Origin of the sequence: Alkalihalobacillus phoenicis, assembly GCF_047302405.1 — a bacterium.
GTDB lineage: Bacteria > Bacillota > Bacilli > Bacillales > Bacillaceae_D > Alkalihalobacillus.
This window is the reverse complement of the sequence record NZ_CP154853.1, coordinates 2,577,106-2,591,497: the sequence shown is the minus strand read 5'-3', so window position 1 is coordinate 2,591,497 and position 14,392 is coordinate 2,577,106. Positions and strand designations below refer to the sequence as shown.

The window sequence follows — 14,392 nt, the reverse complement described above, 5'->3', positions numbered from 1 at the left end:
TCATTCAGGGTGACTATTGTTTTATTTTTTCTTAAGTAAGGGAATTTTTAGTGGTATTTGTGCAAACGGTTGCACGGTGGGGTTATTGGGATGAAGGGTTTTTAGCCCATCCATATAAAAAAGAGACAATGAGAGGAGAAGGTAAAATGAGTGTAAGGAGCAGTCGTTCAATTTTTTCATTTCTAATGGCCTTTATTTTGGTATTTTCTGCTTTTTCTAGTTACATACCACAACAAACAGCCATCGCCACGGATCATGATGTTAGTCCAGTTGTTAACGATGATAAAACGGTTCTTTTTCAATATGAAAATGCTGAGGCAGATTCGGTTCAAGTTGCGGGTAGCTTTACCGATTGGCAGGATGGAGCTCTTCCATTAGAAAAAGATGAGTCAGGGCTTTGGACTTTGTTAGTCGAGGGGTTATCTGCTGGTGTTTATGAATATAAGTTTATTGTTAATGGTGGAGATTGGGTCGAGGATCCATTAAACCCTCATCCAATTGTAAATGGCAATAGTCAGCTTATCATTGCAGGGATGCATTTACATTCTGTTCCGCATGTAGTGGAGCCAAATAATGATTATTCTTTAATAGCGAATGAAGTTTCTGAAAATGGCGAGGTAACAGAAGCAGACGGTGTTCATTGGACTTTAGGCACATCAGTTGCCGGTGTTCAGTTAAATAGGGCAGAGCTAAGTATTTTAGCAGAAGCATCAGCAGGACAAAGCTTTGAACTGATCGCTTCAAAAGGAAATGAATCGGTTAAGAAAAATGTGGAAATAATTGGTGATATGTATGAGTATACGATTAATTACCACCGAGTAGATAATGAATTAAATAATTGGCAACTTTGGATTTTTGATGGTGGATTAGAGCCGTCGGGATATCATTTTAGTGAAACTTATACGGTAAATGGACAGTATGACTTTGCTAGGGGTACGTTTGAATTCCCTAAAAACCACTTAAAAGTCATTCCTCGATTAGGAGAGTGGGAATCTCAAGATACTGAAAGAGTGATTGAGCTTCCAAGTGCTCAATCAAGTGCGGAAGTTTGGATGATTCAAGGGAGTTCTAGTGTTTATTGGAGTGAAGAAGAAGCCATAGCTGCGTTAGAAAATGAAGCAGACGAACTTGAGCGTCATATTCGTTTTTACTATGAGCGTTCGGATAACGACTATGATGATTGGAATATTTGGGTTTGGGGAACAGGAGCTCAAGATGATCAAATTGATTTTACTGATATAAAAGATGGAAAAGCTTATGTAGAAATAGCCGTTAGTTCTGCGGCTGAACAAGTTGGTTTTGTGTTAAGAAAGGGTGAAAACTGGGATACAGCGATTAAAGATGTCGAGCCAGACCGTTTTATTCATTTAAATCAAAACGATCCGGTTACAAAGGTGTATGTGACTAGCGGCCAAATTCCTTTTGATATTGTCCCAGAGGTGAATGGTCCCATTATTGAGAACGGGAATGTCACTTTCTATTATCGCGATAAAGAGCTTTATTATGAAAATAGGATGGATACAATCGATCAAGTAGAGCTTCATTTTATGGGCGAGCGTTACCCAATGGACTATGAAGCAAATAATGAACGTTTTGTTTATACGTTTCGGGATGTTGGGTCAGGGAATCATGAGTATAGATTTTTTGTGACGATTGACGGTGTGGAAAGAGAAGTATCGGATCCTTATAATACGGTCGATGGAAAATCAGTCATTTATTATGATATTCCTGATGTCGAGGTTTCTGGACAGTTTGAGCCAGCATCCATAAATTATAATCAAAATGCGGTCTTAAAAACTGAAATTGAAACGGAAGAAGAAGTTGAGTTTCAAGAGCTTTTTGCAGACTTAAGTGGCGTTGGTGGAAAAGAGAAGGTGGCCATTGATCCACAATTAATGGAAGTAACGATTGGGATTGACCATACTGTAACGACAGGAGTAAAATCGATCCCGATTTATGCAGTAGACCAATTTGGCAACACGCATCAAGGAGAAGCTGAGCTAACGATTGAAACGAGACAATTTATTGGAGACTCAGATTTTGATTGGGATGAAGCTCAAATTTACTTCCTCTTAATTGACCGTTTCTTCGATGGAGACGAAACAAATAATGACCCTTATGGAATTGGTTATGATACAGAAAAAAGAGGGACTTATCAAGGTGGAGACTTAAAAGGAATAACGGCAAAATTAGATTACTTGGAAGACCTAGGGATTAATACAATTTGGATGAATCCAATCGTTGAAAACATCCAATATGATGTTAGGCATGATGATGATCCAGAAACACCTTATTACGGATATCATGGTTATTGGGCTAGTAATTTTGAGGAATTGAACCCTCATTTTGGGACAATGGAAGATTTTCATGAATTAATCGATGAAGCCCATGCACGTGGAATGAAAATTATGCTTGATGTCGTCTTAAATCATACAGGTTATGGTTTAAAAGAATCGGATGCTGGAAATGAGCATATTCCTTATTTCCCAACAGATGAAGACCGTGAGCGTTTTGCAGGCATGATCCGCACAGGTGGTACGGATACGATTCAAGGAGAATTAGCTGGATTACCAGACTTTTTAACAGAAGTTCCAGAAGTTAGGGAACAAATTATTGAATGGCAAGTTGATTGGATTGAGAAGTCAAGAACACCGAATGGCAATACAATTGATTATTTCCGAGTTGATACGGTGCTGCATGTAGAAGATACAACTTGGATGGCGTTCAAAAATGAGTTAACGAAAGAAATGCCCGAATTTAAAATGATTGGTGAAGCTTGGGGTGCCGGACAAAATGAAGATTTCGGGTATTTAGGAACGGGTATGATGGATTCCTTATTGGACTTTGAGTTTAAATATTTAGCAAGAGACTTTGCTAATGGTCAACTTGAGCGTGTTCAAAGTTTATTGGAAGAACGTAATGCTAAGCTTAGCAATCAAGCAACACTAGGACAGTTTTTAGGTAGTCATGATGAGGCTGGGTTCTTAGAGTCAGTAGATGGTGATTTAGGAAAACTAATGATTGCAGCCGCCTTGCAAATCACAGCTAAAGGCCAGCCTGTCATTTATTATGGTGAAGAATTAGGATTATCTGGTTTAGATAATTACCCTTATTATGATAATCGTTATGATATGGCATGGGATGAAGTGGAAGGTAATGAAGTACACGCTCATTATCAAACGTTATTAAATATTCGAAAAGGCTACTCACAGTTATTTGCAAAAGGTGTACGTAATCAGATCGCGGGTAGTGATGAAGAAGGATTTTTATTATTTGAACGTGCATATGGTGATGAGTCCATCGTGATTGGTTTAAATACGAATGAAGAAGCGGTGGAAGTTGAAGTAGAGGTTACGTCTGATGAGTTGAAATCTGTGACCGATCTGTACGGATGCCAACTTTATTCGGTAGTCGATGGTAAGGCTGTTGTGGAACTTCCAGCAATTGCTGATGGTGGGACAGTTATGTTAGTTAACGGCGAAGCGAGTCAGTGTTTAGAAGAAGATGGTTCAGATGATGGAGAAGAAAATCATGGGCAGAAACCTGAAGAAGATAATGAAGACGATGACGGTCATGAAAACGTGGGGGCTCCAGGTGCTGGTGGTTCGAATAACGGAACGACTTCAGGGAATGAAAGTAACGGTAAAACAGATGGTACCGACTCAGGAAAGTTGCCACAAACGGCCACGAATTTTTACACTTGGCTATTAGTAGGTGTGATTCTTTTGGCGAGTGGTGGAGTGCTCTATTTTATACAAAAGCGGAGAAAGGTGATTTCTTAGTGGGCTGGAAATTTTTGGATGGGTAAGAGGAACTAGATTTAATTGAAGGTGGATATTGGTTAAAACGTTCAAACATTGACGCTCTTTCTGGAGGGGGGATGTGTTTGGGCGTTTTTTGTGGGGAAGTAAGGTTTGGCTGAGTTCGGCTTAAAAAGCGGAGGGGAGAGAAGGAAAAAGCCGAATAAGGCTGAGTTCGGCGTAAAAAGAGGAAGAGAGAGAAGGGGAGAGCCGAAGTAAGGTTGAGTTCGGCGTAAAAAGAGGAAGAGAGAGAAGGAAAAAGCCGAGCCAGGCGTAGTTCGGTGTAAAAAGAGGAAGAGAGAGAAGGAAAAAGCCGAGCCAGGCGTAGTTCGGCGTAAAAAGAGGAAGAGAGAGAAGGGGAGAGCCGAACCAGGCGTAGTTCGGCGTAAAAAGAGGAAGAGAGAGAAGGAAAAAGCCGAGCCAGGCGTAGTTCGGCGTAAAAATAGGAGGGAGGAGAAGGAGGAAGCCAAGTAAGGCAGAGTTAGAGATAACCATTCGAGCAATCAATGCAATTAAAATGGTGGTTTAATATAATAGGAGTTGTTCGTTTGACCAACTCTTTGAAAGTAAGTTGTTAATATTTGGCGAATAGATCTTTTGGATGTGTTAGCAATGTTGCACCAATCCCAAATAGCATAGGTTGTTACTTTTTTATCAGGAAAAAGGAGCATGAATTCATGTGTTGTACGAATAACGGCATGGTTTAACTTTTCTTTTGTTAAACAGTTCTTACAATGGATAGACTTTCCTTTGAAAAAAGTGTTTAGAGAACGACAGCCTTTACAGACAATTCCTTTGTTTATTTCTTCATATTTGTATTCGGGTAACCGAGTATAAGGATTGTCAATTAAGTGTGAGGCTAAAAGCTGCTTAGATAATTTAGTATGAAAAGAGGCCATTGTTTTTGTTTGCTTTTGTATTTTGGTAAGGAAACGTTCGAGTTGACTATAAAAAATAAAGGCTGAGGAGTTTTGGTGGGAGTGATATAAATAAAACCGAGGGTTAATAAAAATCACGTAAGAAGTAATGGGTGGATGATGAAGTTTGTTTTTTTGAAACCATTGTCGTAAAAATGTTTCGCTGCGTTTAACTTGGTCAAGTGGGTTTTGAATTTCGAGGTTGTTAATGCTGTAGAAACGGTCTTGACTAAAAATAAAATCGCCTTCGTAATTTTTAACTTCAAAAAGATATATTTTCTCTGGTGATATTACAAGTGAGTCAATTTGAAAGACACTTTTATCTTTTTCTAGTAATAAATCATGAAAAAGTAACCATTCATCGGGAAGTTTCTGGAGAAATTGAGCAAATTCTATTTCTCCTAAAAATCCTTTTTGGATACGTTCATATTCCGAATGGTAGCTTTCATCAAGACTACTGTGTCGTACAATTAAATGTTCAAGTAAATTTAATTGTGGCGGTTTAGTTTGTTGTTTTATGATCATCACATCCTCCTTGTAAAACAAATAGTTATCCTTATTTTAAAGGTGAGGATAAGGGGTATCTATAACTTTGTGGAGATATTTAACAGAGTTTCTTTCCAACTAAAAAGGAGTATAAATGGTTGAAAGTAAAAAAGCCCAAAGTATTTTAAGGATACTTTGAGCTTTTAAGATATTATTAAGACGATAGTGATAATAGATTTATCTAAGATTACTCTTTTGTTGCTGCGACTTCACTTAACTCTCCTTCTTCAACCTCTTGTCCAATATCTTCTTTGGCAAATTTATCAACTAGGGTGATAATGGCCCCATCTCCGGTAACATTAGCAGCTGTACCAAAGCTATCCTGTGCCATATAGAGAGCAATCATTAATCCGATAGCGGCTTCAGTAAATCCAAGCATGGAAGTTAACACCCCAAGAGCGGCCATTACGGCTCCACCGGGAACTCCTGGTGCGGCAACCATTACAAGACCTAACATAATGATTACGGGAAGCATCTCTAAAAGAGTGGGTATTTCAAGGCCAGGTAACATCATCATTACAGCCGTTGAACAAAGTGTAATGGTGATCATACTACCTGATAAATGAATCGATGCTCCAAGTGGAACTCCGAAGTTGGCAATTCCTTCTCGCACTTTTGTTTGCTTGATAGAACGTAGTGTGACAGGGATCGTTGCTGCACTACTCATCGTACCAAGTGCAGTGAAATAAGCAGGTAACATTTTCTTTAAAATCGAGAATGGGTTTTGTTTAGTCATGATTCCAGCAACGGTATATTGGATCATTAACCAAACCCAATGTAAAATGATAACCATTAATAAAACAACACCGAATACTTTTAAGGTGGCGAATACAGTCCCTTCAGAACCCATTTCGGCAAAAATACCGGCAATATAAAATGGAAGTAAAGGAATAATAATTTTAGCAATAACAAGTTCGACGATATTTTTTCCTTCATCAAAAATATTCTTGAGCCATTGGCCCTTCACTTTTGTGACTCCGATACCGAAAACAAAGGCCATCATCAAGGCAGTCATAACACCCATTAATGGAGCAATTTCCAACTCGAGATATGGCATTAATGCAGAACCACTAACAAGTTCTTGATTTGTAGTTGATAATAAAGGAATGACATTTACAGCTACTAAAAACGCTAATACACCGGCAAAAATGGTTGATACATATGAAATACCTACAGTTGAACCAACAAGTTTGCCTGAGCTTTTACCAAGTCCAGCTACTCCACTAGCAATAAAAAAGAGAATGATAAATGGGATAATAAAGGTAATAAAACTTCCGAAAAGCACTTTAAAGGTGATAAGAAGGCGAATAATAAAATCAGGACCAAATAACCCTAATAAAATCCCGACGATAATCCCAGCAAGTAACTTAAGTATTAGTTTCATTCTAGTTGCTCCTTATGATCGTTTTTGTGTGTATTGCAGAAAGCGAATTCAGTTTCAAGTTTTACATGAATGAAATAATATTACAATAGCAATTTATTTATTCAGAATAGTGAATTAATTAAAGGGTGAAAAATTTAAGATTATTTTGAACGAATAAGAACTTAAGAACGTCATATAGTTGAAGCAAAAAAAAGAAGGGGGTGTCTTATGGAACAAGTAGAGGATTTGGCATTAATTGCTAAAGTTTTGTTAGGAAATGAAGAAGCATATACGGACCTTTATGAAAGACACTACCCTTTTCTTTTTAAATATTTATTGAAGCTCTCCGTTAATGAAGAGCTGAGTAAGGACTTGGCTCAAGAAACAATGCTAAAAGCCTATCTCAAGTTAGCTTCCTATAAAGGAGAAAGTCAGTTTTCAACATGGCTCATTTCAATAGCCTCAAGACAATATTTAGATCATTTACGTAAGCGAAAAAGAGAAAAGGCAAAAATAGAACAAATCAAAGAGGCCCTCTCAAGACAGCTCAACTGGAAGGCTGATAAACAGGGGATAAGCTGGAGTGAGACTTTTGTTGAATTTAATGATTTAGATGCAAATAGCAAGGTACCCATATTGCTCAAACACTATTATGGCTATCAATACGATGAGATTGCCAAAATGCTCCAATTACGAGAAGGTACGGTTAAATCACGTGTCCACAACGGTTTAAAGAAGATCAGAAAGGAATGGAGGAATGAAGATGAAAGATGATCAGCAAGAAAAACGAATCATTCATGATCTCAAAAAAGATTGGCATCAGCTCGAACAATTAAGTGATCACCATTTCCCTTCTCGTTTTGAAGTGGGGCAGCAAGTCGCCTTATTTGTAAAAGAAAAGAAAAAACAATTGATTCGTGAGCTTCTCTTATTTGTTATCACAGCATTAATATTGTTAAGCATCACACTCTTTACACTTTTCCAGTCAGTCCTTTTATTTATAATGATTCAAGTATTTGCCGTTTTAATGGGTCCCATTATTTGGCTAGTTTTATTTAAAAAAGATAAACAAAGGGAGGAGCGGTTGTCATGAATGATTTGACAAACTTGTCGAATCTGGAATTGTATGTGCTCATTCCCCTTCTAATTATCACCCTCTTGACTCAAAGTATCCTTTTGTTTATTAATGCAAAAAAAAGAAATAAGTACCCTTGGTTTTGGGGGTTATGGGGCTTGATTCAAGTACCGATGCCGACTTTGTTTTATTTGTTATTTGTTTATATTCCGCACAAAAAAAAGTTAAAAAAACAAGATGGGAGAGTTTAAAAAATGGAAATTTTAAATGAGATTAATTGGTCTTTAGTAACACCGATTATTATTTTGCAACTTATTTTAATGGTATTTGCTTTGTTTAATTGTTCGAAGCAGGAAGCAACAAATGGTCCGAAGTGGATGTGGGTTCTGATTATTATTTTTATTAATATTTTAGGACCGATTTTGTATTTTGTTATCGGTAGAAAAGCTGATTAAGGGGGAGTTACGATGCTCGTTCAAGTGCAAGAGTTAATGAAAGAATTTAAGGGTGAAAAAGCGGTTAAGGAGCTTTCGTTTCAAATAAAAAAAGGCAAATGTATTGCTTTATTAGGACCAAATGGAGCGGGGAAAACGACTACACTCAATATGCTTGCAGGGTTATTACAACCTACATCAGGAACCATTCGTTTCGGTTCAGATGTAGCTGATGTAAGAGAGCTTATAGGCTTTTTGCCACAGCAACCTCATTTATTTGGATGGATGACAGCAGTTGAATTTCTAAAACTGAGTGGAGAACTTTCGGCGATGTCAAAGCAAGAATTACAGCAACGAATTGATTTAGTGTTAGCTTTTGTTGGCTTAGAAAAAGTCAAAAAGAAAAGGATTGCTGGATTCTCTGGAGGGATGAAACAAAGACTCGGTCTTGCTCAAGCGATTTTGCATGAGCCTCCTTTATTAATTTTAGATGAACCAGTCTCAGCTCTCGATCCGACGGGGAGAAGGGAAGTGCTTGATTTAATTCGAAAAATGAAAAAGGAAATGACGATCCTTTTCTCGACGCATATTTTGCATGATGCCGAACAAGTCTGTGATGAGGTGTTGATGTTAAAGGATGGGGAATTAAGGTGGGATGGTACTTTAACTGATTTAAGAGATAGTCTAAAAACATCAAAAATCAAAATTAAAACAAAAGAGCCAATTAAGGGAGTTTTTGAAGAGGTTTCCCAAAAAGTAGAAATAGAGTATATCAGTGATTATGAAGTGGTTTTAACAGTTGAACCTAATACGAACCCAAGTTTATTTTGGCAAAAGCTGTTAGAACATCAGCACACCATTTTGTATTTTAATGCGAACCAAGCAACGCTAGAGGAAGCGTATATGGAGGTGCTGACTAGATGAATTCCGTTTTAGTTTTAGTCCGAAAAGAATTTACAGAAAGCCTCCGGAATGGTAAATGGATTTGGTTACCAGTCGCACTCATAATACTTGGGATTTCTCAGCCATTAAGTCTTTATTATATGCCGCAATTGCTTGAAGTAGCTGGTGGTTTACCAGATGGTGCGGTTATTAATATTCCAACTCCCGATGCAGCTGAAGTGCTAATGGGAACACTCTCACAATTTGGAATGTTAGGTACTTTACTTTTTGTGTTAGCTTCAATGAATATCGTCTCTGCTGAGCGAAATAATGGCTCATTGACTTTTATTATGGTTCGACCTGTGTCTGAATTTGAGTATATTCTCAGTAAATGGCTAGGGGCACTTACTATTTTTGGTGTTAGTTTCTTTTTAAGTTACTTTCTCACTTGGTATTATACAGCTGAATTATTTTCGCTGGTCGATATTACAAAAGTATTAATGAGTTTTCTCATTTACATGCTATGGATTTGCTTCGTACTAGCACTCACTTTATTTTGTGGGGTTTTATTAAAAAATGGGGGAGGAATTGCTGGATTAAGTATTAGTATATTAGCCGTATTAGCATTAACGAGTTCATTGATGCCCGCTTTTATGAAGTGGAGTCCTACGAATTTACAAACAGAAGCAGGTCAAATCTTAATCAGTGATCCAACCTCTAGTTTATGGACGGCTCTCATTTGTACAGTTGTGTTTATCATCTTGTTGCTTGGCGGAGCGGTTTGGCGATTGAAACGTGGTTTGTTTTAGTACTGATTTTAACTATAAGAAAGCCTTGTTTCTGGTAATTGTTTGACCTTCTATTATTAAAAGGATGGATGTATAAATTTTATTCAAAAACGCCAAAGGTCTATCCCTCTGGCGTTTTTTATATGAAATTTCTCTTTCAATTAAGCTTGATTTTTAATAATAATCTCATCTTCTGAAACATCGACCGTAATCTTTTTCATGTTTTCTTCATCTAAAATAAAATCGGTGATACGGTCTTCTAATTGTTCTTGAATTGTTCTTCTTAATGGTCTAGCACCATATGCTTTGTGATAACCAAGCTCGGCTAATTTTGTCTTGGCAGCGGCACTTACTTCGATTGTGATTCCTTGTTCGGCCACTGTTGTCTTTAGTTCCTCTAACATTAACTCGACAATTTGAATCAAGTTGTCTTTTTGTAAATGCTTGAATTCGATAATGTTGTCAAAACGGTTAAGGAATTCTGGTTTAAAGAAGCTTGAAAGTGAATCAAGGACGGAAGCTTCTTTTATCGCTTCGTTCGTTTTTTCAAACCCAACTTCGATCGTTTTTGTCGCAACTCCGGCATTACTTGTCATAATAATCACGGTATCTTTAAAACTTACTTTGCGGCCTTGGCTATCGGTTAAGTGACCATCCTCTAAAATTTGTAAGAACATATGTTGAACATCCGGATGAGCTTTCTCGATTTCGTCTAATAGTATAATCGAGTATGGCTTGCGACGAACTTTCTCCGTTAATTGTCCAGCTTCTTCATGACCGACATAGCCAGGGGGTGAACCGATTAATTTGGATACAGAATGCTTCTCCATATACTCACTCATATCCAGGCGAATCATCGCATCTTTTGACCCGAAAAGTTCTTCGGCTAGAGTTTTGGTTAATTCAGTTTTTCCAACACCAGTTGGACCGACAAACAGGAAGGAGCCTATTGGACGGTGTTTAGCTTTTAAGCCTGCTCGGGAACGACGGATGGCTTTTGCTACTTTTTCAACAGCTTCCACTTGGCCAATGACTTTCTCTGCTAAACGAGGAGCTAAGCTTTTCATTTTGGTTGTTTCATTTTTTTTGATTTTTCCAACTGGAATCCCTGTTTTCTTTTCAATAATAAGCTCAATATCGTGAACGTCAACTGTTGGGCGGTTTTGTTCATGATGAGAGTCTAATTTCTTCTCAAGAGAAGCTTCATCATCACGTAATTTGGCTGCTGTCTCGTAATCTTCTTGTCGAAGAGCTTGCTCTTTTTTATGAGCTACTTCTTTTAACTGTTTGTTTATGTCGTTTTGGCTTGTCATTCCAGCTTTTAGGTTTTGTTTAGAGCCTGCTTCATCTAAAAGGTCAATGGCTTTATCTGGTAAAAAACGGTCTTGAATGTAACGTGCTGATAAGTTTACACAAGCAGTAAGAGCTTCATCGCTATAAGTTACTTGATGATAGTCTTCATATTTGGAACGAATGCCTTTTAAAATCTCGATTGCTTCGGTTGCTGTTGGTTCATTTACGGTTACAGGCTGGAATCGACGCTCTAATGCGGCATCTTTTTCAATGTTGCGATATTCTTTTAAGGTCGTAGCCCCGACAAGTTGTAGTTCTCCACGAGCGAGGGCAGGTTTCAAAATATTCGCTGCATCCATTGAGCTTTCCGCAGATCCTGCTCCAACAATTAAATGAAGCTCATCGATAAAAAGAATCACATTTTTCTTTTGTTGTAATTCAGAAATCAATTGCTTCATTCGTTCTTCAAACTGCCCACGAATTCCTGTATTAGAAACGAGTGAAGCTACATCAAGTAAAATAACCTCTTTATTTTTAAGTTTTTCAGGCACATTTCCTTCCACAATTTTTAAGGCAAGACCTTCGATAATGGCTGTTTTTCCGACACCTGGTTCTCCAATGAGGACAGGATTGTTTTTATTCCGTCGGTTTAAAATTTCCGTCACTCGTTCGACTTCTTCATCACGTCCAATGACTGGATCGATTAATCCCGCTTTGGCAGCGTTCGTTAAGTTTTGACCATATTGGTCTAGAAATCCACCGCCAGTTCTGTTATGTGCTGTTTTGGCATGTGTTGTTTGCCCAGGTTGAAATGGCTGCTTGGAACCATTCATAAAGGATTGTAGAAAATCATCTATCTCCATAGAATCTGGAAACCCTTCGCTAAATCCTGATGACATTTTATTTCCTGTTTGTATTTCTTGATAACATTTTTGGCAGAGCTGTATGGATTGTTGCTCTTGATTATATTGTAGACGAATATTGACAGTTGCTTCGTGTTGTTTGCAATGTTGACACATCATCATAAATTCCTCCTTAATTATAAAGCGAAGTCCGTTTGGTCAGAAGCGAGAAAAAATAAGAACAGCTGATGAAGACGCTTTTTGTCTTCACTCAGATGGGCGATTTTTCTCGAGGTTCTAACGGACGCAGCTAGATTGAATATAAAGCGAAGTCCGTTTGGTCAGAAGCGAGAAAAGAGTAGTTGGTTTCCTCCGTCAGCTGCATGCCCTACGCGTTCCGCGGGTGAGTCGGGAGCCTCCTGATATGAACGAAACTGTCAAGGGCCCTCCTCATAACCAAGGTTTTATCCGTTTTTGGCCAATCTTAACTAGAGAAGCGGTATTTGCTTCTTAAAAATGGATGGCTTGGAGCCTTTTAGGCTTTCAATGTCCTTTCTTTAGCCTAACTACTCCACTTCAACTCTTAGGAGGTCTGTCAAGCGGGTTCCTTGACTGGCCTTCTAAGTAGTTGAGACACTTAAGGTTAGCTAAAGATAATCGTCTTTTATTCCCTCCTAAAAGTCGGATCTTTGTGAAGAAAAGGACACGGCACGAAGGCAAAAACGTTAACGACGATTTTCATCCTGATATCCGTGGGTTTTCACATAGTATCTTTCCGTATAAAGGCCATTCCACTAACTCGCGGCGTGCGTTCTCCCTAAAACGGGATAGCACAGAGGAGGCACGTGGATTTTCCTTCCCGGTGTTACTCTTTGCCTTCGAGCCCTATCCTTCTTATCTAGTTGATATTGATTTCTCTATTTTGTTGATTTCTTATACTTTGTTTAGTTGGCTTTGAGCGGCGGTGCTAGGCACATGTCGGCTAACAGCCCAAATAAATCCTGCTAACTCTCTTGCCACCGCTGTTATGACTTTCCCACTTTCTTTTCCACGCGATAATAAACGATAGTAGCGCTGGTTCAGTCGATTCTGTGCTTTCCACGATAGAGCTTGTATGGACGGATCAAGCTTCTCCAACCTCTTTTTCAAACGACCTTTTACCGCTGGTTGGTAACGATAACTCCAGGCCGATTCTACTAATAAGCGACGGACATGACGATTTCCCGTTTTGGTAATCTTCCCTTGGTACCTTCTATCTCCGCTTGAAGATTCACTCGGTACTAAACCGACATAGGACATGAATTGCCTTGGGGTGGCAAAGCGTTCAAAAGATCCTATTTCTGCCACGAGACTCGCAGCCGTGATTAAAGCAACCCCTCTGAGAGATTGTAACGTTTGAATAGCTGATGCATGAACGCCTTCTTCTGCTTCTTGTTCGATTCCTTCCTCATATCGTTTCAATCTTTGTTCCAACTCTTTTAACTGATGGTAATACTCTTGAAAAACGAGATTTAAGTTTGGGTGCTCAAATGTCAAAGCATCTAACCAAGCGTAATACTTCTTCGTCCACTTTTTCACCCCTTCAGGTGGACGCTTTTCATTACGCAAGAGAAACTTTGTTAAGCGATGTTTGGAACGTAATTCATCTTCTTTGGCATCTTCACGTGCTCGAACTAAATCACGTAACGCTTCATCTTCAGGCGTCGGAATGTAGATGTTCGTTAGTTCTCCCGCACGATAAAGTTGGGCGAGCCTTAAAGAATCCCTTTTGTCCGTTTTGACTCGGTCTCCTGCTTTTTGGGGGATCAAGGAGGGAGCGATCACCTCACAATAGACCCCTAAAGATACACATAAGCGATACAGCCCATATCCAGTCGGTCCCGCTTCGTAACAAAAACGGAGCGTGTCGACCTCTCCTAATTTTTTGATAAGCTTTTTAATCGCCTCTGGTATATGCGGAATCATCCCCATATAACGAGGGGCATCCCGACCTTCTTCCGCCACCGCTACCGCAATTTTTTCTTTTGATACGTCTAAACCAACGTATTTTATGGTATCCTTCATAATAACTAGCTCCTTTCGTAATGTAGCTCTGATTTGGTTTGGTTAATTCTTCTGTTAATCATTCTAACCAAATTAACCTACGCTGTTACGAGTAAGGGGCTAGTTTCGTTCATGATAACTCGCAAAACGCTGCGGGGTCTCCCGTCCTTCACTAATCCCGCAGGAGTCTCCGGACATTCCGCTGCCTCCGTTTTGGTTAACCAAAATCCATTCGATTCAAAAATAGTAGTGAATATTTCAATTGATTTTTCTCGAGCTTCTACGTTGGCTCAGAAGCGAGAAAAGAGTAGTTGGTTTCCTCCGCTACTGTATACCCTACGCGTTTCTCTGGCCCTTTTGGTTATTGACTGTTTGTTCAGTAACGTCACAAAGGAACAATGTTAGTTAA

The 14,392-nt window shown here is 38.8% G+C and carries 12 protein-coding genes; 7 read left to right on the top strand and 5 right to left on the bottom strand.

What is annotated here, in order from left to right; genetic code table 11:
• Window positions 1-50: 50 nt before the first annotated feature.
• Window positions 51-3,782: an alpha-amylase family glycosyl hydrolase gene (locus AA0017_RS12415; RefSeq protein WP_413374771.1), complete on the top strand. Its 3,732-nt coding sequence runs from the start codon at window positions 51-53 to the stop codon at window positions 3,780-3,782.
• 147 nt (window positions 3,783-3,929) lie between these two features.
• On the opposite strand, the gene AA0017_RS12410 is transcribed toward AA0017_RS12415, so the two are convergent.
• From AA0017_RS12410 to AA0017_RS12400, 3 genes are all read right to left on the bottom strand, one after another.
• Window positions 3,930-4,295 carry a hypothetical protein gene (locus AA0017_RS12410; protein WP_413374769.1) on the bottom strand — a complete coding sequence of 122 codons (366 nt, stop codon included), beginning with the start codon at window positions 4,293-4,295 and terminating at the stop codon, window positions 3,930-3,932.
• Window positions 4,296-4,312: 17 nt separating this feature from the next.
• Entirely contained in the window at window positions 4,313-5,242 is a 930-nt protein-coding gene (locus AA0017_RS12405) for a nuclease-related domain-containing protein (protein ID WP_413374767.1), read from the bottom strand.
• Window positions 5,243-5,450: 208 nt separating this feature from the next.
• Entirely contained in the window at window positions 5,451-6,647 is a 1,197-nt protein-coding gene (locus AA0017_RS12400) for a dicarboxylate/amino acid:cation symporter (protein WP_413374765.1), read from the bottom strand.
• Between the two features lie 207 nt (window positions 6,648-6,854).
• Between AA0017_RS12400 and sigY the strand changes: the two genes are divergently transcribed.
• The 6 genes from sigY to AA0017_RS12370 are packed head-to-tail and all read left to right on the top strand — an operon-like array spanning window position 6,855 to window position 9,826.
• Window positions 6,855-7,400 (top strand): RNA polymerase sigma factor SigY, encoded by a 546-nt coding sequence (sigY, locus tag AA0017_RS12395; RefSeq protein ID WP_413374763.1) that lies wholly within the window; start codon window positions 6,855-6,857, stop codon window positions 7,398-7,400.
• Window positions 7,390-7,719, top strand: a complete 330-nt coding sequence (locus tag AA0017_RS12390) for a YxlC family protein (RefSeq protein ID WP_413374761.1) — start codon at window positions 7,390-7,392, stop codon at window positions 7,717-7,719. Before sigY ends, AA0017_RS12390 begins: the two co-directional genes overlap by 11 nt.
• The gene (locus AA0017_RS12385; RefSeq protein WP_413374759.1) at window positions 7,716-7,952 is read left to right on the top strand and encodes a transcriptional regulator; all 237 of its coding nucleotides are present in this window, start codon (window positions 7,716-7,718) and stop codon (window positions 7,950-7,952) included. Before AA0017_RS12390 ends, AA0017_RS12385 begins: the two co-directional genes overlap by 4 nt.
• Before the next feature lie 3 nt (window positions 7,953-7,955).
• The gene (locus AA0017_RS12380) at window positions 7,956-8,156 is read left to right on the top strand and encodes a PLD nuclease N-terminal domain-containing protein (RefSeq protein WP_413374757.1); all 201 of its coding nucleotides are present in this window, start codon (window positions 7,956-7,958) and stop codon (window positions 8,154-8,156) included.
• Window positions 8,157-8,168: 12 nt separating this feature from the next.
• On the top strand, window positions 8,169-9,059 hold the full coding sequence (locus AA0017_RS12375; protein WP_413374755.1) for an ABC transporter ATP-binding protein: 891 nt from the start codon (window positions 8,169-8,171) through the stop codon (window positions 9,057-9,059).
• On the top strand, window positions 9,056-9,826 hold the full coding sequence (locus tag AA0017_RS12370; RefSeq protein WP_413374754.1) for an ABC transporter permease: 771 nt from the start codon (window positions 9,056-9,058) through the stop codon (window positions 9,824-9,826). Before AA0017_RS12375 ends, AA0017_RS12370 begins: the two co-directional genes overlap by 4 nt.
• A gap of 140 nt (window positions 9,827-9,966) precedes the next feature.
• Here the strand turns inward: AA0017_RS12370 and AA0017_RS12365 are convergent, their stop codons facing one another.
• Both AA0017_RS12365 and AA0017_RS12360 read right to left on the bottom strand, forming a co-directional pair.
• Complete coding sequence (locus AA0017_RS12365) at window positions 9,967-12,120, bottom strand: AAA family ATPase (RefSeq protein ID WP_413382580.1); 2,154 nt, start codon at window positions 12,118-12,120, stop codon at window positions 9,967-9,969.
• Window positions 12,121-12,873: 753 nt separating this feature from the next.
• On the bottom strand, window positions 12,874-14,004 hold the full coding sequence (locus tag AA0017_RS12360) for an IS110 family transposase (protein WP_413374752.1): 1,131 nt from the start codon (window positions 14,002-14,004) through the stop codon (window positions 12,874-12,876).
• Window positions 14,005-14,392: the final 388 nt, after the last annotated feature.